Origin of the sequence: Pseudomonas sp. NPDC089918 (assembly GCF_050280605.1) — a bacterium.
Lineage (GTDB): Bacteria > Pseudomonadota > Gammaproteobacteria > Pseudomonadales > Pseudomonadaceae > Aquipseudomonas.
Genome location: NZ_JBNNVP010000002.1, coordinates 46,152 through 66,634, shown reverse-complemented (window position 1 = coordinate 66,634; position 20,483 = coordinate 46,152). Strand labels below are relative to the sequence as shown.

Annotated in this window: 16 protein-coding genes and 1 pseudogene; 7 read left to right on the top strand and 10 right to left on the bottom strand. The window is 59.3% G+C overall.

The window, feature by feature from the left end:
* Nucleotides 1-25: 25 nt before the first annotated feature.
* From ACQKPC_RS01860 to ACQKPC_RS01840, 5 genes and pseudogenes are all read right to left on the bottom strand, one after another.
* Nucleotides 26-1,021 carry a lysylphosphatidylglycerol synthase transmembrane domain-containing protein gene (locus ACQKPC_RS01860; protein WP_427622911.1) on the bottom strand — a complete coding sequence of 332 codons (996 nt, stop codon included), beginning with the start codon at nucleotides 1,019-1,021 and terminating at the stop codon, nucleotides 26-28.
* Entirely contained in the window at nucleotides 1,018-1,794 is a 777-nt protein-coding gene (locus ACQKPC_RS01855; RefSeq protein ID WP_427622910.1) for a DUF2334 domain-containing protein, read from the bottom strand. Before ACQKPC_RS01855 ends, ACQKPC_RS01860 begins: the two co-directional genes overlap by 4 nt.
* On the bottom strand, nucleotides 1,787-2,908 hold the full coding sequence (locus ACQKPC_RS01850; protein ID WP_427622909.1) for a glycosyltransferase family 4 protein: 1,122 nt from the start codon (nucleotides 2,906-2,908) through the stop codon (nucleotides 1,787-1,789). The genes ACQKPC_RS01855 and ACQKPC_RS01850 overlap by 8 nt, the downstream gene beginning before the upstream one ends.
* A 244-nt stretch (nucleotides 2,909-3,152) precedes the next feature.
* The gene (locus tag ACQKPC_RS01845; protein WP_427623017.1) at nucleotides 3,153-3,917 is read right to left on the bottom strand and encodes a methyl-accepting chemotaxis protein; all 765 of its coding nucleotides are present in this window, start codon (nucleotides 3,915-3,917) and stop codon (nucleotides 3,153-3,155) included.
* 93 nt (nucleotides 3,918-4,010) lie between these two features.
* Nucleotides 4,011-5,042: pseudogene (locus ACQKPC_RS01840) on the bottom strand (HAMP domain-containing protein); the annotation flags it as partial.
* 184 nt (nucleotides 5,043-5,226) lie between these two features.
* On the opposite strand from ACQKPC_RS01840, the gene ACQKPC_RS01835 reads away from it, so the two are divergent.
* Nucleotides 5,227-6,714, top strand: a complete 1,488-nt coding sequence (locus tag ACQKPC_RS01835) for a helicase HerA-like domain-containing protein (RefSeq protein ID WP_427622908.1) — start codon at nucleotides 5,227-5,229, stop codon at nucleotides 6,712-6,714.
* A 130-nt stretch (nucleotides 6,715-6,844) separates the two neighbouring features.
* Here ACQKPC_RS01835 and ACQKPC_RS01830 read toward each other — a convergent pair whose 3' ends face one another.
* Entirely contained in the window at nucleotides 6,845-7,300 is a 456-nt protein-coding gene (locus tag ACQKPC_RS01830; RefSeq protein WP_123357942.1) for a DUF721 domain-containing protein, read from the bottom strand.
* 307 nt (nucleotides 7,301-7,607) lie between these two features.
* Between ACQKPC_RS01830 and secA the strand changes: the two genes are divergently transcribed.
* The 4 genes from secA to ACQKPC_RS01810 all read left to right on the top strand — a co-directional run bounded on the left by secA (nucleotide 7,608) and on the right by ACQKPC_RS01810 (nucleotide 13,445).
* Complete coding sequence (gene secA, locus ACQKPC_RS01825) at nucleotides 7,608-10,343, top strand: preprotein translocase subunit SecA (protein ID WP_123495523.1); 2,736 nt, start codon at nucleotides 7,608-7,610, stop codon at nucleotides 10,341-10,343.
* Nucleotides 10,344-10,478: 135 nt separating this feature from the next.
* Nucleotides 10,479-11,696 (top strand): bifunctional glutamate N-acetyltransferase/amino-acid acetyltransferase ArgJ, encoded by a 1,218-nt coding sequence (argJ, locus tag ACQKPC_RS01820; RefSeq protein ID WP_427622907.1) that lies wholly within the window; start codon nucleotides 10,479-10,481, stop codon nucleotides 11,694-11,696.
* 175 nt (nucleotides 11,697-11,871) lie between these two features.
* Nucleotides 11,872-12,504, top strand: a complete 633-nt coding sequence (locus ACQKPC_RS01815; RefSeq protein ID WP_427622906.1) for a glutathione S-transferase family protein — start codon at nucleotides 11,872-11,874, stop codon at nucleotides 12,502-12,504.
* Entirely contained in the window at nucleotides 12,501-13,445 is a 945-nt protein-coding gene (locus tag ACQKPC_RS01810) for a Nudix family hydrolase (RefSeq protein WP_427622905.1), read from the top strand. Before ACQKPC_RS01815 ends, ACQKPC_RS01810 begins: the two co-directional genes overlap by 4 nt.
* Nucleotides 13,446-13,566: 121 nt before the next feature.
* Here the strand turns inward: ACQKPC_RS01810 and ACQKPC_RS01805 are convergent, their stop codons facing one another.
* From ACQKPC_RS01805 to ACQKPC_RS01795, 3 genes are read right to left on the bottom strand one after another with little or no spacing between them, the layout of a single operon-like run.
* A complete protein-coding gene (locus tag ACQKPC_RS01805; protein ID WP_427622904.1) occupies nucleotides 13,567-14,148 on the bottom strand; it encodes a cob(I)yrinic acid a,c-diamide adenosyltransferase in 582 nt (193 codons plus the stop codon).
* Between the two features lie 2 nt (nucleotides 14,149-14,150).
* Nucleotides 14,151-16,187 (bottom strand): sensor histidine kinase, encoded by a 2,037-nt coding sequence (locus tag ACQKPC_RS01800; protein ID WP_427622903.1) that lies wholly within the window; start codon nucleotides 16,185-16,187, stop codon nucleotides 14,151-14,153.
* 45 nt (nucleotides 16,188-16,232) lie between these two features.
* Nucleotides 16,233-17,150, bottom strand: a complete 918-nt coding sequence (locus ACQKPC_RS01795; RefSeq protein WP_427622902.1) for a putative 2-dehydropantoate 2-reductase — start codon at nucleotides 17,148-17,150, stop codon at nucleotides 16,233-16,235.
* 139 nt (nucleotides 17,151-17,289) lie between these two features.
* On the opposite strand from ACQKPC_RS01795, the gene ACQKPC_RS01790 reads away from it, so the two are divergent.
* Nucleotides 17,290-17,775 (top strand): YajQ family cyclic di-GMP-binding protein, encoded by a 486-nt coding sequence (locus tag ACQKPC_RS01790; RefSeq protein ID WP_095632188.1) that lies wholly within the window; start codon nucleotides 17,290-17,292, stop codon nucleotides 17,773-17,775.
* 138 nt (nucleotides 17,776-17,913) lie between these two features.
* Complete coding sequence (locus tag ACQKPC_RS01785) at nucleotides 17,914-18,756, top strand: mechanosensitive ion channel family protein (RefSeq protein ID WP_427622901.1); 843 nt, start codon at nucleotides 17,914-17,916, stop codon at nucleotides 18,754-18,756.
* Nucleotides 18,757-18,821: 65 nt separating this feature from the next.
* Here ACQKPC_RS01785 and ACQKPC_RS01780 read toward each other — a convergent pair whose 3' ends face one another.
* Nucleotides 18,822-20,168: an OprD family porin gene (locus tag ACQKPC_RS01780; RefSeq protein ID WP_427622900.1), complete on the bottom strand. Its 1,347-nt coding sequence runs from the start codon at nucleotides 20,166-20,168 to the stop codon at nucleotides 18,822-18,824.
* Nucleotides 20,169-20,483: the final 315 nt, after the last annotated feature.

The window sequence follows — 20,483 nt, the reverse complement described above, 5'->3', positions numbered from 1 at the left end:
AAGCCCCCTCGCCACAGGCGATCTTTTAAGCCCGTTTGAATTTCATCAGCTTCCTGAGCAATGGCCGCCCGAGCATCAGCAAAAACACCGGACCACCGACCACCAGGTAGAAGTAATAAGTCACTGTCCGCCAGATCAGAATCGCCGCCGCCGCGGTGGACTTCCCGACCATAGGCGCCAGCAGCGCCGCCGATGTCAATTCCGCCGCTCCGGCCCCGCCCGGCAACAGGCTGAACTGCCCTGCACTCAGCGACAGCATCTGGATCAGAAAACACCAGGCCCACTGCAAGTCCATGCCCAGCCCACGCAACGCCAGATACAACACGCTATAGCGCAAAAGCCAATGCAGGCAGGTCAGTGCAAATACCGTGATCAATGTCTGAAAGGGCAACTTCAGTGTGTCAGTGAACGCCGCCAGGAAGTGCAGGAGCTTTCGTGCCCAGCGCATCCGGGTGGTGCCTTTGACATTGAGATGAGCGAGCAACCGACCACTCAGACGAATCAGCGAGCGGTGGTAGCGAGCCGCCAATACGCAGCTGAACAGTCCTCCGAACATCGAGATGGCGCTGACGGTCAGCAGCCATTCCATGCGCTGACTGAGGTGCTGGAACAGTGCATAAATCAGAATCCCGCTCAGCGCGCAGAGAAAAAACAGCAGATCGCTCAACTGATCCATGGCGAACACGGCGCTGCCCCTGGCCGGTCGTACGCCGTGGCGTGCCAGCAGGGCCATGATGGTCAGCGGTCCGCCACTGCCACCGGGGGTGGCGCAGTAAGCGAATTCGGCGGACATCACCACCCCAAGGCTTTTGACGTGACTGATCTTGCCGCGCTGATCTCCCAGCAACAGGCGCAAGCGCAGGGTGTTGAGCATCCAGCACAGCAGGATCATGCCGAACATGACCAACAACCATTTCAGCGGAAAGCTTTGCAGCCGCGACCATGTCTCGCCGCCGCCCAGTAACGACGGGATGAGCACCGCAGCGAGCAGGGCGACGACCAGCAGAATCCCGCGGCTCATGCGGCGCGACCGACGACGTCGCGTTGCTGTGCCAGCCAGTTGGCCTTGGTCATCGGCACACGTCCCTCGTCGAGCAAGCGTTTGAGGGTGTGCAGCCAGTAGTGACGCGAAAACTCATGGCGCATGTCCACGGGGTGCAGGCCGAGACGAATCACCGGCGCCTGGCGCCAACGTTGCTCGCGCTGATCGCTGACGATTTTCGACAGGCCGCGGCGCCAGGCGCTGCGCGCGCTCCAGACCAGACCGGGGGCATCGATCGCGGTGAAATCCGGCAAACGATACAGATGCTGCGAGTCGCTGGTGTAGCGCAGGGGTAACTGGCGCAAGGCCTGGCGGGTGCCTTCGCTCATCAGCCAGGCGGGGGCGACGAAACCTTCGAGTGGCCAGTTATAACGGTGAAACACCTCGATTCCGGCATGCAGGCGGGAGAGGGCGGCTTCCAGAGGCAGGTCGTAGAACTCGCCTTCATGGGTGTAGATTCGGCGCATGAACCAGTCTCGGGGAGTGATGGGGATTGGCCCTTCATCGCAATGAAAGTAACCGTGCAGTGCCAGTTCGTCGCCGCGAGCGACGCGATGGGTCAGCAAACGTCGAAACGCCGGATACGCGGCCAGGTCGTTATGTTTGTGGAAATTTGGCACCACCAGCCAGGTGATCGGCACTTCACCCAGTGCGTCGACGGATTCGACAAAGGCTTGGTAATCGGGCCAGGTTTGCGGTGCAACGTCGTGCAATACCAGTAACAGGCTGGGCGCGTTCATGGGCTCAACCATTGGCGATCAGCGGCCATTGAGTGCCGAGTACCGCGTGATAGTGCCCCAGCAGGCTGTCGACCACGATATCCCAGGCGTAATGCTGCTCGACATGGCGGCGGGCTTGTTTGCCCAGTGCGGTGCTGCCCTGACTGAACAGTTCGCGCACCGCGTTGGCCATCGCTGCTGGATTGTTCGGCGCGCAAAGCAGGCCGCATTGATCGGTGACAATTTCCTGAAAAGCCCCGGCCGCCACGGCCACCACCGGAATGCCACTGGCCATGGCTTCGAGGACCACCAGGCCAAAGGTTTCCTGATCACCGGCATGCACCAGCGCATCGGCACTGGCCATCAAGCGCGCGACTTGCGCCGCCGGGTAGAACTCATCGAGGACGGTGACATTGCGCGGTACCAGGGTCGGCATTGATGAACCCACCAGTAACAGATGGTAACGACGACCCAAGCGTTTCATACATTTGAGCAGCACAGGCAGGTTTTTTTCCTTGGACCCACGGCCGGCGAAGATCAGCAGGTACGTATTTTCATCGATGCCCAATTCGGCCCGCAAACCTGGATCCCGTGCACTGGGGTTGAACGTTTGCAGGTCGACGCCCAGCGGTTGTACGAAAACGTTTTTTACGCCCAACCCGATCAGTTTATCGGCCATGATTTGACTCGGTGCCAGAACCCGGTCGAAGTTGCTATAAAGCTTGCTGACATAAGCTTCGACATTGGGTGTAACCCAATTGCCCATGCGATTGCTGACCAGCAGCGGCAGATCCGAGTGATAAAAACCGATCACCGGCACATCGAGCTGCCGCTTGGCGTCCAAAGCGGCCCAGGCAGTCAGGTAAGGGTCGCCGGCTTCAATCAGGTCAGGCTGCAAATCCTGCAGGACATTGCGCCACGGCGCGAGGCGGAGGGGGAAGCGATAACCCTTGCCAAAGGGCAGGGCAGGGGCCGGAACCGTGTAAATGCCATCCTGTTCACTCAAATGAGCCCCAGGAATCAGCAAACTGTGACGAATGCCTGGCTTGCTGCCCAGGCGACGGTGTTTGGCATCCAGATAAGTGCGCACGCCACCGCTGGCAGGGGCGTAGAACATGGTTATGTCAGCGATATGCACGATGAACATCCCTCCGGGACCGTTGTTCTCCCTTTGGTTGACCTATATGAAGGATAGATGTTCGGTTGGGGTTTTGCGGCGAAGCCAAGGGCTTTGGATGGGGGTGTGGCGAGGGAGCTTGCTCCCGCTCGGCTGCGAAGCAGTCGCAAATCAGCCGGTGTGTTCAATCTGACACACCTTTGATCCCGATTTTGGGGGCGCTTCGCGACCCAGCGGGAGCAAGCTCCCTCGCCACAGTGTCCGTAATCAGACGCTAGATGCGGAAACTGCCTACCAACTGCTTCAATCGCGAAGCCTGCTGTTCAAGGTCCGAGCATGCCCGCAACGTCGATTGCAGGTTTTCCACGCCTTCCTGGTTCAGCGTATTGATCTCGGTGATATCCACGTTGATCGATTCAACCACCGCCGTCTGTTCCTCGGTCGCCGTAGCCACGGACTGGTTCATGCCGTCGATTTCGCCGATGCGCAGCGTCACGCTGTTCAAGCGTTCGCCGGCCAGGTTGGCGATTTCCACGCTGTCCTGGCTATGGCGCTGGCTGTCGCTCATGGTGCTGACCGATTCCCGGGCGCCGACTTGCAGCTCTTCGATCATGGTTTGCACCTGTTGCGCCGACTCTTGTGTGCGGTGCGCCAGGTTGCGCACTTCGTCGGCCACCACGGCAAAACCGCGCCCGGCTTCACCGGCCCGTGCCGCTTCAATGGCGGCGTTCAGCGCCAGCAGGTTGGTTTGCTGGGAGATGCTGGTGATGACTTCGAGAATCTGCCCGATGTTCACGGTTTTGCTGTTCAGCGATTCGATGTTGGTGCTCGAAGCGCTGAGCATGGTCGACAGCTGATTCATCGCGGCAATGCTGCGATCCACTACTTGCTGACCATCTTCGGCCAGGCTGCGCGCGTCGCTGGCCTGACTTGACGCTTGCGCGGCGTTGCGGGCGATTTCCTGGGCGGCGGCGCCGAGTTGGTTGATTGCCGCGGCAACGCTGCTGGTGCGCGAGGCTTGCTGGTCGGAATTGAACATCGACGAGTTCGAGGCGGCCACTACACGCAGGGCTACTTCGTTGACTTGGCCGGTGGCCGAGGACACTTCGCGGATCGAGGTATGAACCCGTTCCACGAAACGGTTGAACGCCGTGCCGAGGATGCCGAATTCGTCCTGATTCTGGATGGTCAGGCGCTTGGTCAGGTCGCCTTCACCGTCGGCGATGTCTTCCATGGCGCGGGTCATGACGTGCAGCGGCTGGATCAGCAAGCGGATCAGCATGCCGAGCAAGGCGATGATGATCGCCACGGCAATTATGGTCGCAATGACCGCCGAGGTACGGAATTCGCTGAGCATCGAGAAGGCTTTATCTTTATCCACCGACAGGCCGATGTACCAATTGACCGAAGACAGGCCTTTGATCGGAGTGAACGTGACGATGCGGGTCTTGCCGTCGACGTCGATTTCACTGAAGTCGCTGCTGATGCGCGGGGTGTTTTTCGGGTACGCCTCGCTCAGGGACTTCATCGCCAGGGATTTGTCCGGGTGCACCAGAATCTTGCCATCGGCGCTGATCAGAAAGGCGTAACCCATGCCGTCGAAGTCCAGCGCGTTGAGGCTGTCGGCGATCACCTGCAAGCTCAAGTCGCCACCGACCACGCCGATGCTTTGACCGTCCTTGAGCACACTGTTGACGATGGAAATGACCAGTTGACCGGACGCCAGGTCGATGTACGGTTCGGTCAGTGCCGAGCCGCCGGTGCTTTGGGCGCTCTTGTACCAAGGCCGGACGCGAGGGTCATAGCCATCAGGCATCTTGCTGTCAGGGCGGATGATGAAGGTGCCATCCTTGTTGCCCAGATAGGCGCCCATGAAAGTCGAGGTTACCGCCTTCTGCTCGAGTAGTTTGGAGACGTTGTCGGTGTCGGCGTTCAGTGCGACGTTTTGTGACAGGTTCTCGATCAACAGGCTGCGTCCGGCCAGCCAGGTCTGGATATTGTTGGCCGTTACACTGCCCATTTCTTGCAGGTAGTTGTCCAGGTCGTTGCGTATCGCATTACGCTGCAGATAGTCGTTGTACAGTGTGAACGAGGCGAAGGCAGCAATAACGATGAGGGCGGCGGCAAGCAGTATTTTATGGCTGAAGCGCAGATTTTTATTCATGGCTTGGGGGTCCGCTAAAGTCTTAATGTCCAGGGCGTGCTTTTATAAAGGCGCGCAAAATGGGCAGTGTTGAAAGTAAGCTGATATTTCCACCTCTCCTTAGGGAATTACCGACGCTATTTTCAGTCTGGTCTCTCGCTTGTTATCGGCCATGAAGGATCAAAGATTAACCATGGGTGACAAAATGCCTGACTCATTGCAACTCGTTATCGGCGCCGATCTCGCGGGCCAGTCCATCGCCCAGGCCATGCGCCTGGCCAACCGTCACGGCCTGATAGCGGGCGCTACCGGGACTGGTAAAACCGTCACCTTGCAGCGCCTGGCCGAAGCCTTCAGCGATGCCGGCGTGGCTGTATTCGCGGCAGACATCAAAGGCGACCTGTGCGGCCTGGGCGCTGCCGGCAACCCTCAAGGCAAAGTCGCCGAGCGGATCGCCGGCATGCCTTGGCTGAACCATAAGCCTCAGGCGTATCCGGTGACCCTGTGGGACATTAACGGTCAGTCCGGTCATCCACTGCGCACGACCTTGAGCGAAATGGGCCCGTTGTTGCTCGGTAGCCTGCTGGAACTGACCGACAGCCAGCAGTCGGCACTCTATGCCGCGTTCAAAGTGGCCGACCGCGAGGGGTTGCTGCTGCTGGATTTGAAGGACTTGAAGGCGCTGCTCAATCACCTGCGCGACAACCCCGAGTTGTTGGGGGATGACGCCGCGTTGATGACCACTGGTTCCAGCCAGGCGCTGTTGCGCCGTCTGGCGACGCTGGAACAGCAGGGCGCTGAAGCGTTGTTCGGCGAACCGGCGCTGCAGCTGGAAGACATGTTGCAACCGGCCGTGGATGGTCGCGGGCGCATTCACTTGCTCGATGCCAGCCGTCTGGTGCATGAAGCACCGAAGGTCTATGCGACGTTCCTGCTGTGGCTGCTGGCCGAACTGTTCGAGCAACTGCCGGAGCGCGGCGATGCCGAGAAACCGCTGCTGGCGCTGTTTTTCGACGAAGCGCACTTGTTGTTCGCCGGTACGCCCAAGGCGTTGCAGGAGCGTCTGGAACAAGTGGTGCGACTGATTCGCTCGAAAGGCGTGGGGGTGTATTTCGTCACCCAATCGCCGGGCGACTTGCCGGATGATGTACTGGCTCAACTGGGCCTGCGCATTCAGCACGGTTTGCGTGCGTTTACTGCCAAAGAGCAGAAATCCCTGCGCGCGGTGGCCGACGGTTTCCGGCCGAACCCGGCATTTGAAGCCTTGTCGGTTTTGACCGAGTTGGGGATCGGCGAGGCACTGGTCGGCACCTTGCAGGACAAGGGCACACCCGGGATGGTCCAGCGTGTATTGGTTGCACCACCACAATCGCGGATCGGGCCGCTGACCGAGACCGAGCGCACCGTGCTGATTGCCGGTTCGCCGTTCAAGGGGCGTTACGACAAACCGGTCGATCGCGAATCGGCTTATGAAGTGCTGATGGGGCGCAAAGGCCTGGCGCCGGATCCCGAAGCCGTGCCGGGCAAACCTGCACCTGAAGAGCCGAGTTTCACCGAGCAGGCCGGGGAATTCCTCGGCACAGCGGCAGGCCAGGCATTGAAATCAGCGATGCGACAGGCGGCGAATCAATTGGGCCGACAATTGGTACGCGGGTTGATGGGCTCATTGCTCGGTGGCAGCAAACGCCGATAGTGTGGGGGCTGGCTTGTGGCGAGGGAGCTTGCTCCCGTTGGACTGCGAAGCAGTCCCATTTTGGGGCCGCTTCGCAGCCCGGCGGGAGCAAGCTCCCTCGCCACAGGCCCGCTCCCACATGGGTTCTATGTCACACCTTGGGCTTGGCGTGAGCCGCCAGCCGTTCGAGGGCCGCCCGCAGGTTCGGGTCGGTAATACCATCGGCCGTCGCCTGAATGGTCGCCGCCGCATCGGTCGATAAATTTATCGTATGCCCCGCAGCCCCTTGCTGAACGGTAGGCGGCTGAACCTTGAACAGAATCCGCGTCAGGCTGGCGAACTCGTCGAACAGCTGTAACTGCCGTTGCAGACGCTTTTGTTGATAACGCAGGCGGGTGGCCCAGTGACCGTCGGTGACAATCAGCAATAAACTGCCTTCGCGCCACGACGCCACATGGCAATGCTCGCGGGCTGCTGGCTGCAACTGACTTTCCACCAGACGTTGTAAATGACCCAGGCGTTGAGCGTGGCCAAAAATGGCTTTCAGCGGTTTGGCTTCGCGAAGCAGAACGGCGGGTGCTCTGGCCGTGAGAGGGCGAAATGCCATGATCAGACACCTGAAGTAACAGAGCGGCCATGGTAACAGAAAGCACCCGCTGCCCCCGACCCATTGCTTTGCGAGCGCTTTACCCATTAAATCAACAAGTAACTTGTGCCCTTGATGGGTTGAAGTTCAGCAAAATGCCCTTATTTTAAGTGAGCCCCGTCATAGCGCAGTGCATGCATCGTGGAATAACGCCACTTTCCTCACCATCGTTTCCGGGTAGAATACTCGTTCGCATGCGGCCATGAGGGCTGCACGGGCGACTCACGGGGCCGCCCTCCATCCCTTTAGTGTGGAAGATCCTGCCGATATGTTTGCGCCTTTGTTAAAGAAACTTTTTGGAAGCAAGAACGAGCGTGAAGTCAAGCGCATGCTCAAGACGGTGCAGCTCGTCAATGCCTTCGAAGAGCAAATGGTGGCCCTTTCGGACGATCAATTGCGTGCCAAGACAGACGAGTTCAAGGCCCGCCTCGCCAAAGGGGAAACCCTCGACAAGCTGCTGCCAGAAGCCTTTGCGGTCGCCCGCGAAGCCGGTAAGCGTGTCATGGGGATGCGTCACTTCGATGTCCAGCTGATCGGCGGCATGACCTTGCACGAAGGCATGATCGCGGAAATGCGTACCGGTGAAGGCAAGACCCTGGTGGCGACACTGGGCGTTTACCTCAACGCGCTGTCCGGCAAGGGCGTGCACGTTGTGACGGTGAACGACTACCTGGCCCGCCGTGACGCCAACTGGATGCGTCCGCTCTACGAATTCCTCGGCATGACGGTCGGCGTGGTCACCCCATTCCAGCCGCCGGAAGAAAAGCGCGCTGCTTACGCCGCCGACATCACCTACGGCACTAACAACGAATTCGGTTTCGACTACCTGCGCGACAACATGGCGTTCAGCATGGAAGAAAAATTCCAGCGCGAACTCAATTTTGCCGTGATCGACGAAGTCGACTCCATCCTCATCGACGAAGCCCGTACCCCGCTGATCATTTCCGGTCAGGCCGAGGACAGCTCCAAGCTGTACATCGAGATCAACAAACTGATCCCGCAGCTGGAGTTGCACGTCGAAGAAGTCGAAGGCGAAGTCACCAAGGCTGGCCACTACACCGTGGACGAGAAGACCCGTCAGGTCGAACTCAACGAAGCCGGTCACCAGTTCATCGAAGACATGCTCACCCGCGTCGGCCTGCTGGCTGAAGGCGAGAGCCTGTATTCGGCGCATAACCTCGGCCTGCTGACCCACGTTTATGCCGGTCTGCGCGCACACAAGCTGTTCAACCGCAACGTCGAATACATCGTGCAGGACGGTCAGGTCGTCCTGGTCGACGAACACACCGGCCGTACCATGCCGGGTCGCCGTTTGTCCGAAGGCCTGCACCAGGCCATCGAAGCGAAGGAAGGGCTGAACATCCAGGCCGAAAGCCAGACCCTGGCGTCGACCACGTTCCAGAACTACTTCCGTCTGTACAACAAGCTGTCCGGCATGACCGGTACCGCGGACACCGAAGCGTTCGAATTCCACCAGATCTATGGCCTGCAGGTCATGGTCATCCCGCCAAACAAACCGTTGGCGCGTAAAGACTACAACGACCTGGTGTTCCTGACCGCCGAAGAGAAATACGCGGCGATCATCAACGACATCAAGGAGTGCATGACCCAGGGCCGTCCGGTGCTGGTGGGTACCGCCACCATCGAAACGTCCGAGCACATGTCCAGCCTGCTCGTGAAGGAAGGCATCGAACACAAGGTTCTGAACGCCAAGTTCCACGAAAAAGAAGCCGAAATCATTGCTCAGGCCGGTCGCCCGGGCGCACTGACCATCGCCACCAACATGGCCGGTCGTGGTACCGACATCCTGTTGGGCGGTAACTGGGAAGTGGAAGTTGCTTCGCTGGAAGACCCGACCCCTGAGCAGATTGCCCAGATCAAGGCCGACTGGCAGAAACGCCACCAGCAAGTGCTGGAGTCGGGCGGTTTGCAGGTGATCGCTTCCGAGCGTCACGAATCGCGCCGTATCGACAATCAGTTGCGCGGTCGTGCCGGTCGTCAGGGCGACGCCGGTTCCAGCCGTTTCTACCTGTCGCTGGAAGACAGCCTGATGCGCATCTTCGCCTCTGACCGGGTGAAGAACTTCATGAAGGCGCTGGGCATGCAGTCCGGTGAGGCGATCGAGCACCGCATGGTGACCAACGCCATCGAGAAGGCTCAGCGCAAGGTTGAAGGCCGCAACTTCGACATCCGTAAACAACTGCTCGAGTTCGACGACGTCAACAACGAACAACGTAAAGTGATCTATCACATGCGTAACAGTTTGTTGGCCGCCGACAACATCGGCGAAACCATCGCCGATTTCCGTCAGGACGTGCTCAACGCAACCGTCAGCGCACACATTCCACCGCAATCGCTGCCAGAGCAGTGGGACGTGGCCGGTCTGGAAGCGGCGTTGCAGAGCGACTTCGGCGTGGCGTTGCCGATCCAGCAATGGCTGGACGAAGACGATCACCTCTACGAAGAGACCCTGCGCGAAAAGCTGATGAACGAGCTGATCGCCGCGTACAACGAGAAAGAAGACCAGGCCGGTGCCGAAGCACTGCGCACCTTCGAGAAGCAAATCGTTCTGCGCGTACTGGACGACCTGTGGAAAGACCACCTGTCGACCATGGATCACCTGCGTCACGGCATCCACTTGCGTGGTTATGCGCAGAAGAACCCGAAGCAGGAATACAAGCGCGAGTCCTTCACCTTGTTCTCCGAGCTGTTGGATTCGATCAAGCGCGACTCGATCCGTGTGCTGTCGCACGTTCAGGTTCGCCGCGAAGATCCGATCGAAGAAGAAGCTCGCCTGCGTCAGGAAGCCGAAGCACTGGCTGCGCGCATGCAGTTCCAGCACGACGAAGCCCCTGGCCTGGAGCAACCGGAAGTGTTGGGTGAAGAGGTCGACGTAGCCCTCGCCACCGCACCGGTGCGCAACGAGCAGAAGCTGGGCCGTAACGAGCTGTGCTACTGCGGTTCGGGCAAGAAGTTCAAGCATTGCCACGGGCAGATCCAGTAAACCCGTTTCATTCGCTGAAATACCCGCGCCGCGACCGGCTTATGCCGTCGCGGCGTTTTGCCATTTAAACCACCGCGCCACGTTAAAAGAACGGGGTAATGACGGTGCAGACACTACTTTTTAAGGAGCGCATTCATGGCTGTTGGTCTTGGTCCTTTGCCAACGTTGCACCCGGTTGCCGGTTTTGAACTCGGTATCGCCTCGGCCGGTATCAAGCGCCCGGGGCGCAAGGATGTCGTGGTCATGCGCTGTGCCGAAGGTTCCACAGTGGCGGGCGTGTTCACCCTGAACGCCTTTTGCGCCGCTCCCGTTATCCTGGCCAAACAACGCGTGCAAGGCCCGGTACGTTACCTGCTGACCAACACCGGCAATGCCAACGCCGGTACCGGCGAACCAGGCCTGGCAGCTGCCGAGCGCACTTGCGCCAAACTGGCTGAGCTGACCGGCGTCGATGCAAATCTCGTGCTGCCGTACTCCACCGGTGTGATCGGCGAGCCGCTGCCGGTCGAAAAAATCGAAGGTGCGCTGCAAGCCGCCCTCGACGACCTGTCGGTCAATAACTGGGAAGCCGCCGCTACCGGCATCATGACCACTGACACCCTGCCAAAGGGTGCCAGCCGCCAGTTCCAGCATGACGGCGTGACGATCACCGTCACCGGCATTAGCAAAGGCGCGGGCATGATTCGTCCGAACATGGCGACCATGCTCGGCTACATCGCCACCGACGCCAAAGTTTCCCGCGAGGTGCTGCAAAACCTGCTGCTGGACGGCGCCAACAAGTCGTTCAACCGCATCACCATCGACGGCGACACTTCGACCAACGACTGCTGCATGCTGATCGCCACCGGTCAGGCTGCACTGCCGGAAATCACCGAAGCCAGCGGTCCGCTGTTCGCTTTGCTGAAACAAGCGGTGTTCGAAGTCTGCATGGACGTGGCCCAGGCCATCGTGCGCGACGGCGAAGGCGCGACCAAGTTCGTCACCGTGGAAGTCAACGGCGGCGGCAATCACCAGGAGTGCCTGGACGTCGGCTACACCGTGGCCCATTCGCCGCTGATCAAGACCGCACTGTTCGCCTCCGACCCGAACTGGGGCCGCATTCTGGCCGCCGTGGGCCGTGCCGGCGTACCGAACCTGGACGTGAGCAAGATCGACGTATTCCTTGGTGACGTGTGCATCGCCAGCCGTGGTGCTCGCTCTTCCACCTATACCGAAGCTCAGGGCGCGGCGGTGATGCAGCAGGAAGAAATCACCATCCGCATCGAACTGGGGCGCGGTGATTGCAGCGAAACCATCTGGACCACTGACCTGTCCCACGAATACGTGAAGATCAACGCCGAGTACCGTACTTGATCACTCGTTAGACCGAGTCGCTGCAATCGCGAGCAGGCTCGCTCCCACAATAGATCTCCAGTGAATACAACATTTGTGTTCGGCAGGATCAAATGTGGGAGCGAGCCTGCTCGCGATGACGGTCTGCCAGTCGCTGCATAGGCTGGCCTGTTTCCCTCATAAAAAGGTCCCGAACATGAGCCTCCACCTGATCATCGGCGACAAACTGCATTCCTCCTGGTCCCTGCGCGCCGCCCTGGCTCTTGACCTGACCGGCGCGTCCTACACCGAAGAACTGATCAAGCTGAACCAGCCGGACACTCGCGAGCGCGTGCTCAAGCATTCGCCAACCGGGAAAGTCCCGCTGCTGAAAACCGAACACGGCACCATCGCCGATTCCCTGGCGATTGCCGAATACCTGGCCGAACAATTCCCCGATGCCGGCCTCTGGCCCAAAGACACTGTCGCCCGTGCCCAGGCGCGTTCGGCGTGCGCGCAGATGCACAGCGGTTTTTTCGCCATGCGCGGCAACATGCCGTTCGACCTGAGCCACGATGCGCCACTGTCGCCGACCCCACCTGAGGTTCAGGCTGAAATCGAGCGCATGCTGGCGTTGTGGGCTGAATGTCGCGCCGTCGCGACTGAAACCGGCCCGTTCCTGTTTGGCGGCGCGACCCTGGCGGATGCGTTTTTCGCACCGATCGCCGTACGCCTGCGCACCTATCAGGTAAAACTGCCCGAGGCCGACGCGGCCTATGTCGAAACCATCTACCAATGGCCAGCCTTCAAGGCCTGGCGGAAGGCGGGTCTGGAGGAAATAGAGCGGTGAAACGAGTCCATGTAGCAGCCGCGGTTATCCGCGATAGCAGCGGCAAGATCCTCATTGCCCGCCGTGCCGACACTCAGCATCAGGGCGGTTTGTGGGAGTTCCCCGGTGGCAAGGTCGAGGATGACGAATCCGTCGAGATGGCCCTGGCTCGCGAGCTTCACGAAGAGTTGGGCATTGTGGTCAACACAGCGCGACCGATGATCAAGGTCCGCCACGATTACCCGGATAAGCAGGTGTTGCTGGATGTCTGGGAAGTCTCGGCGTTTACCGGCGAACCCCATGGCGCCGAAGGCCAGCCTTTGGCCTGGGTGACCGCGCGAGAACTGGTGGATTACGAATTTCCGGCCGCCAACCAGCCGATCGTCGCCGCTGCACGCTTGCCCGGCGACTACCTGATCACACCGGAGGGCCTGGAAACCCCGGCCTTGCTGCGCGGTATTCAGAAAGCCATCGCTGGCGGCATCAAGCTGATTCAGTTGCGCGCGCCCAACGGCTACGACCCGCAATACCGCGATCTGGCGGTGGATGCGGCGGGGCTGTGTGCCGGCAAGGCGCAGTTGATGATCAAGGGGCCGTTTGAATGGCTGGGGGACTTCCCGTCCGCCGGTTGGCATATCACGTCGGCGCAGTTGCGCAAGTACGCAGCGGCCGGGCGTCCGCTACCGGCGTCACGCTGGTTGGCAGCGTCTTGCCACAACGCTGAAGAACTGGCGTTGGCCGAGCAAATGGGCGTGGACTTCGTGACCCTGTCGCCGGTGCAGCCGACGCAGACTCATCCGGATGCTCTGCCATTGGGTTGGGAGCAGGCTTCGAGTTTGATCGAAGGCTTCAGCAAGCCGGTGTTTTTGCTTGGCGGGGTGGGCCCGGCAGAGCGGCAGAAAGCCTGGGAAGCAGGGGCGCAGGGTGTGGCGGGGATTCGGGCGTTTTGGCCTGAGGCGTAGCACCCGATCATTCCCACGCTCTGCGTGGGAATGCCTCAACGGACGCTCCGCGTTCGGCTCTTGATGGGACGCAGAGCGTCCCGGGCTGCATTCCCACGCAGAGCGTGGGAACGATCAGTTACTAAACCCCGGGTTTGGCCGCAGGCTGCCACAAAATCTCGGCAACCCCCTGACGCTTGGCAATCAACCTCGCCGCCACAAACAACAAATCCGACAACCGATTGATATACGCCAGGCCAACCCCGGCCAATGGCTCGATCGCATTCAGCTGCTGACAGCGCCGCTCGGCACTGCGCGCCAGGCAGCGGCATACGTGGGCCTGGGCGATCAGCGCCGAACCGCCGGGCAGAATGAAATTCTCCAGCGGCCCCAACTCTTCATTCCACACATCGATTGCCGCCTCCAGGCGCTCGACTTCTGCCGTGTTCAGTGCCTGATAAACCGGCATCGCCAGTTCGCCACCCAAGTCGAACAACCGATGCTGGCAGGGCGCCAACACCTCGATCACTTCGTTCAGCCCTGGGTACGTATCACTTTGTGCCGCCAACCCGGCCAACAGCACACCCACCTGGCTGTTCAGCGTATCGACTTCGCCAATGGCTTCGATGCGCGGATGGTCCTTGGGCACCCGGCGGCCATCGCCGAGCCCGGTTTCGCCTTTGTCGCCAGTGCGGGTGTAAATCTTCGACAAGCGAAAGCCCATGGTTACCTCGACAGCTGATTGAGTTCTTGAGAAACCACCGGAGTGCCCGACAACGGCAGGCGCAAGGTGAAACAGGTGCCTTGGCCCGGTGTCGATTGCACTTCCATCTGGCCTTTGTGGTTGTTGGTGATGATGAAGTACGAGACCGAGAGCCCAAGGCCGGTGCCCTGACCGATTTCCTTGGTGGTGAAGAACGGCTCGAACGTACGTTTGCGCACGCTCTCGCTCATGCCGATGCCGTTGTCTTCGACCTGAATTTCTGCCCACGGCGGGTTCAGTTTTGTACGCAGAATGATCCGCCCCGGCTCGCGGTCGTCTGTGCGCTGGTGAATGGCTTGCGCGGCGTTTTTCAGCAGGTTGAGCAGCACCTGTTCCAGCTCGTTGGCAGTGCCGGGCACCGGGCCCAGTGCCGGATCGAACTGCCGAATGATCGCCTGCCCCTTGAAGTCGAAGCCGATGGCCAGGTCGAAGTCGTTGCCGGCGATCTCCACCGCTTGATCGATCAACGCCGGCAAATCGCAGGGAGCCATCTGCCGGGTACTGCGGCGGCTGAAACTGAGCATGTGCGTCACGATTTTTGCTGCCCGGGCACCGGCCTGTTGAATGCCATCGAGTAATTGCGGCACTTCTCGAGCTTTCAAATACTGGTTGACCGTTTCCAGCTCAATGCCGAGTTGCTCGGCCTGTTCGAGGTTCTTCGGCAGATCGGGTGACAGGCGCCGACGAATGTTCTGCACGTTGTGCAGGATTGCACCCAGTGGATTATTGATTTCGTGGGCCATGCCGGCGGCGAGGCCACCGACCGAGAGCATTTTTTCCGACTGCACCATCATTTCTTCCAGGGACAGCCGCTGAGTGATGTCGTCGATCCGGATCACCACGCCGCGCCCGGCACCACCCATCAACGGGTAGAACGTCAGGGCGTAGTGCCGGGGCTCTTCGTCCTTGAGCCAGGTAACCCGCTCAATCTTCGCCACCGTGTGCTGCTCGACGGTTTGCCTGAGCTGCGGCAAGAATGGCTTGAGCGGTTCGAAGGCGAGGAAAATCGGCTGGTTCAAGGCTTCGTCCAGGCGTGTGCCGGACAGGGCGCTGGCTTCCTGATTCCACTGGGTCACATAGAGCTGCTCGTCGAGGGCGATCAAGGCCGACGGCATGGAGTCGATGATGCTGTTGAGGTAGTTCTGGAAACCGGTGAGTTTCTTTTCGATCTTGCTGCGCACCTGAACTTCCAGTTCCAGCTTGCGGTTGGTGTGGCGGGTTTCTTCGGCCAGCCCCTGAGCCTGGTCGTAAGCGGCCTGGGAATCGTCGCGGGCGCGCTTGAGCTGCTGCTCCCGGGCCTCGATGCGCGAGAGCATGGTGTTGAACGCTTCGGCGAGGCTGCCGATTTCGTCGTGGTTGCCGCGAGAGGCGCGCAGGGCGTAGTTCTCTTCCCGGGTCACTTGCCGGGACAACTCTTCGAGCTGATGGATCGGCCGGGTAATCAGGCGTTTGATCTGCCGGGCAATCACCAGCCACAACAGCACGCTGAAGATCAGAATCCCCAAACTGGCGGTCAGGGTCCCGGTATAGAACGCCATCGGCAATTCGCTGCTGGCTACCAGCAGCAAGTGCCCCGGTGCGGTACCGGGGCGGGGCAGGGTGATCACTTGATTGCTGCGAAACTCGGTGGCTTGCCAGGCTTCCAGATGCCGGAAATGCTCCGGCAGCTGGAGCTTGTCGCCCTGCTGCAGCTGCGCCAGAAGCACACCTTTGCCGTCATAGAGCGCAGCCGCACGCAACGGTGTATAGCTGTTGAGTTCGTTGAGCAGGCGTTCGGCGGTTTGTGGCGACTTCAAGGCTTCGGAGATCAGGCTTGGGTTGGACACCAGTCGGCCGATGGTCTGCAAGGCCTGGGGAGCCATGCTTTCCTGGGAGATGTAATAGGCGGCGCTGATAAAGGTCAGGTTGGCGACCAGCAAAACGGTGGTCAACAGCACCAGCAGGGCGGCCAGCAATTTCTGGCCGACTGGAAGATTTTCAAGGCGCTGGCGCAATGGCATCAGGTTTATCGCTGAAAAGGAACAAGTGGCCAGCGTAGCCGCTGCTCAGTCGCTGGGCAATCCAAGGCTGCGCAGATGAGCAATCAGGCGCTCCTGCAATTGACTGAGGTGGGGCAGGTTCAGCTGATGCCGCGACGCGACTTTGCAAGCATGGCCCAACAGGTAGCTGATTTCGGTGCGGCGCTGATTCGCGACGTCCTGGTACATCGAGGAGAAATTGGCCGCGGTAGCCTTGATTACCCGTTCGACTTCCTCCCGGAGGTTTTGTGCCGCTGCCGGTTGGCCGCAGCGCTCCAGCAGCTCGGTGAGCTCGGCGCACAGGGTGGCGACTTCGCAATGATGTTGCTGCAAACCGCCGTTGCGGCATTCGTGCAGCACGGTCAGCGGGTTGATCGCACAATTGAGCGCCAGTTTTCGCCACAGCCTTGTGAGGATATCGGTGCTCCACTCATGAGGAATACCGGCGGCGCTCAAGTCCTCCAGCCAGATCGGCGCTACCGGATGGCCCGCATCGCCCAGCCAGGTGTAGCCGTGACCGGCGAACACCACACGCCAGTCGCCATCGCGAAACGCGCCTTCGGTGCTGGAGGCGAAGATGCAGCGCGCCTGAGGCACCTGCGCGGCAACTGCGTCCTGACTGCCGAGGCCGTTCTGCAGCAGGATCAGTTCGGCGTCGGGTGTCAGCCGGTGGGCGAGGCGGGCCACGGCTGTTACGGCGTCGTAGGCTTTGCAGGCCACTAGCAGACGGCTGATGGGCTCGTCGCTGTCGGCTGTTTCGCCGGGCACCGGATACAGCTGCGCTTCGCCATGTTCGACCAGCGTCAAACCGCCAGCCGTCCGATAGGCCTGTAAGCGTGTCGCGTCCCGCACGATCAGCCTGACCGGTACGTCAGCCCGCGCCAGACGTGTGGCCCAAAGGGTGCCGAGGCTGCCGGCGCCCAGAATATGCCAAGGGGTAGACATCAGCTTTTTGCTCGGTTTGACGCTGGCATGTGAGGCTCGCAGTATCGGTTGGAAAAGACCCGTTATAATGAGCCCGATTTTAACCGCAAGCCAAGCGCGCTCCATCGTTATCGAGCGCGCCTTTTATTGGAGAGATTACATGCCGTCGTTCGACGTGGTATCCGAACTGGACAAACACGAAGTCACCAACGCGGTCGAGAACGCCGTCAAGGAACTCGATCGTCGTTATGACCTGAAAGGCAAAGGCACCTTCGAGTTCAAGGAAAAGGACCTGACCGTCAACCTGACCGCGGAAGCCGATTTCCAGCTCGAAGCGATGATCGAGATCCTCAAGCTGGCCTTGGTCAAGCGCAAGATTGATGTGCAGTGCCTTGAAGTCAAGGATGCCTACGCGTCGGGCAAGTTGATGAAGCAGGAAGCGGTCCTCAAGGAAGGCATCGACAAAGAGCTGGCGAAGAAAATCGTCGCTCACGTCAAAGACGCCAAGCTCAAGGTCCAGGCCGCCATTCAGGGCGAGCAAGTGCGCATCACCGGCAAGAAGCGTGATGACTTGCAAGAAGCAATTGCCGCACTGCGCGCCAAATCCTTCGATATGCCGCTACAGTTCAATAACTTCCGCGACTGACTTTTCAAGCGGGAACCTCTCGGCGTTTTCGACGTCCGAGGCCCAAGCAACGGCAGAAACGATTGAATCCTTCATGGGTTCGGTCTTTCTGCCGCTCATTTTTTGCGTGCCGGGTAGCCGGAAATCAGGAGAAAAAAGATGGATTTGAATGCTGAAGTGGACAACCTGGTCAAGGAATCCCAAGCCTGGATTCCGATGATCATGGAATACGGCAGCCGTGTGCTGTTGGCGGTGATTACCCTGGCCATCGGTTGGTGGCTGATCAACAAGGTGGCACAAAAACTCGGCGGCCTGCTGGCGTTGCGTAATGCCGACCTGGCGTTGCAAGGTTTCATCAGCAACCTGGCGAACATCATTCTCAAGGTTCTGCTGATCGTTAGCGTGGCGTCGATGATCGGCGTGGAAACCACCTCGTTCGTCGCAGCGATCGGTGCTGCTGGCCTGGCGATCGGTCTGGCGTTGCAGGGCAGCCTGGCGAACTTCGCTGGCGGCGTGCTGATTCTGTTGTTCCGTCCGTTCCGCATCGGCGACTGGATCGAAGCTCAAGGTGTTGCGGGTACTGTTGATAGCATCCAGATCTTCCACACCGTACTGCGTACCGGCGATAACAAAACCATCATCGTGCCTAACGGCAATCTGTCGAACGGCATCATTACCAATACCAACCGTCAGCCGACCCGCAAGGTGATATTCGATGTCGGCGTGGCTTACGAGGCGGACTTGCAGAAGGCCCGTGAAGTGTTGCTGGACCTGGCAAAAGATGAGCGCGTTTTGGCTGACCCGGCACCTCAGGCAGTGATTTCTACTCTGGGCGACAGTTCGATTACTGTTTCCCTTCGAGTGTGGGTGAAGACGGCGGATTATTGGGATGTGATGTTCATGTTCAACGAACAGTCCCGTGATCGTTTGAAAACGGCCGGTATCGATATTCCGTTTCCACAGCGGGTGATTCGAGTGGTTCAGGAATCTGCGGTGCAGTAAGCAACAAAAAAGGCCCATCCGAAGATGGGCCTTTTTGTTTGTTACCGCAAACTAACTGGATGCGATTACAAAATCGACAGCGGGTAGTCGACGATCACACGGAACTCTTTCACGTCGCCTTCACCTTCGTCGGCGTTAGCAAAGTGCCAAGCTTGACGGAAGCGGACGGACAGATCTTTTGCCGGGCCAGACTGAACAACGTACTTGGCTTCGAAGTTGGTTTCGTTGTGCTTGCCATCTTCACCGTACAGGCCGGCGTAAGCGCTACCTGCTGGAGTTTTGGTACCGTCGATGTCCCAACCTTTCACATAACGGGTCATGAAGCTCAGACCAGGAACGCCGTACTCAGCCATTTTCAGATCGTAACGGATCTGGGCAGACTTCTCGCCAGGGGCGTTGAAGTCAGAGTACTGGATGGAGTTGGCGAGGAAGATCGAGTCGCCGCCGCGGTTGTTCTTGCCAATACCGACGTAGTCGAACGGGGTATCGCCATTAACCTTTTGGAAGGCCAGGGTGATGGTGTGTGCTTTCAGGAACGACAGAGCAGTGGCCAGCGAGAATGCTGTGTTGCTGATGTCACCGGCTTTCGCGTCACCGGTGTCGGTGGTGCGGTAGATGTTGAAGTCGGTGTTCAGCGACGTGTCACCACCAAATGGAGTGGTGAGGTTCACGTTGGCGTAGTACTGGTTCCAGATGTCTTCCAGCTTGGCGCCATACAGCGATGCGGAAAGGTTATCGGTAATGCCGTACTTGCCACCGAAATAGTCGATGCTGTTGGCTTCAACGCCGGCGTAGTTTGCAAACAGACCGCCGTCACGGGCGTTTTTGTCCTGGCTGGAACCCGAGTAGAAGTGACCGGCTTCGAGGTCAAGGTCTTTGACTTCGCTGCTCTGCAGTTGGAAACCGCTGGCAACTTGAGGAAGGATACGGGAACCGCCAACAGCAAACACTGGAGCAGTGCTTGGCGACATGTCGCCGAATTTCAGCTCGGTTTTGGAGACGCGGAATTTAATGGCCCCCCCGGCTTTACCCTGGCTGTCGTTGACGTTGCGGCCACCGTTGGCGTTGACGGTGTCGCTACGGCTCATGTTGCCCGAACCGGAAGTGCCATCGCCGCCATCCAGTTTGATGGCCAGGTAACCGAATGCATCAACGCCAACGCCAACAGTACCCTGGGTGTAACCGGAGTTGAAGGTGCCCCAAAGACCTTGGGTCCAGTCTTTAACGTCGCGGGCGCCATCTTTGTTGTCACGGTTGAAGTAATAGTTGCGAATCAGCAAGTCGAACTTGGCGTCTTCAACAAAACCTTTGGCTTCAGCCTGGTCACTTACGAAAGGTGCGGCCGTAGCCATTTGGGTACTGGCTGCTGCTGCAACTGCCAGTGCGATCATGCTCCACTTCATCACGCGCATCGTGATTTGCTCCTTTGGTTTTTAGAAGAGTACTGCCGTCCCGCCTGTTTTATTATCCGGGCGGCTCTTTCTTTTTGTGTCGGCGCAAACTTATATCACGCCGACCATGTTGGCGATACTTGCGCATCTAACCTTTCAGCTTCTTTACGACCCTGTCGCAAATGGCTTGGTAGATGTCGCAAATTCACAATCCCGACGCAATCGGACTGACAACTTCAACGTTGTTTTCCATGGCTTGAGCGTCGGTAAAAAAGAGTCCCTTGTCCTGCACTTGAATCTCCATCGGGCAACCCTGCCGCTGTTTTTATTGGCCTT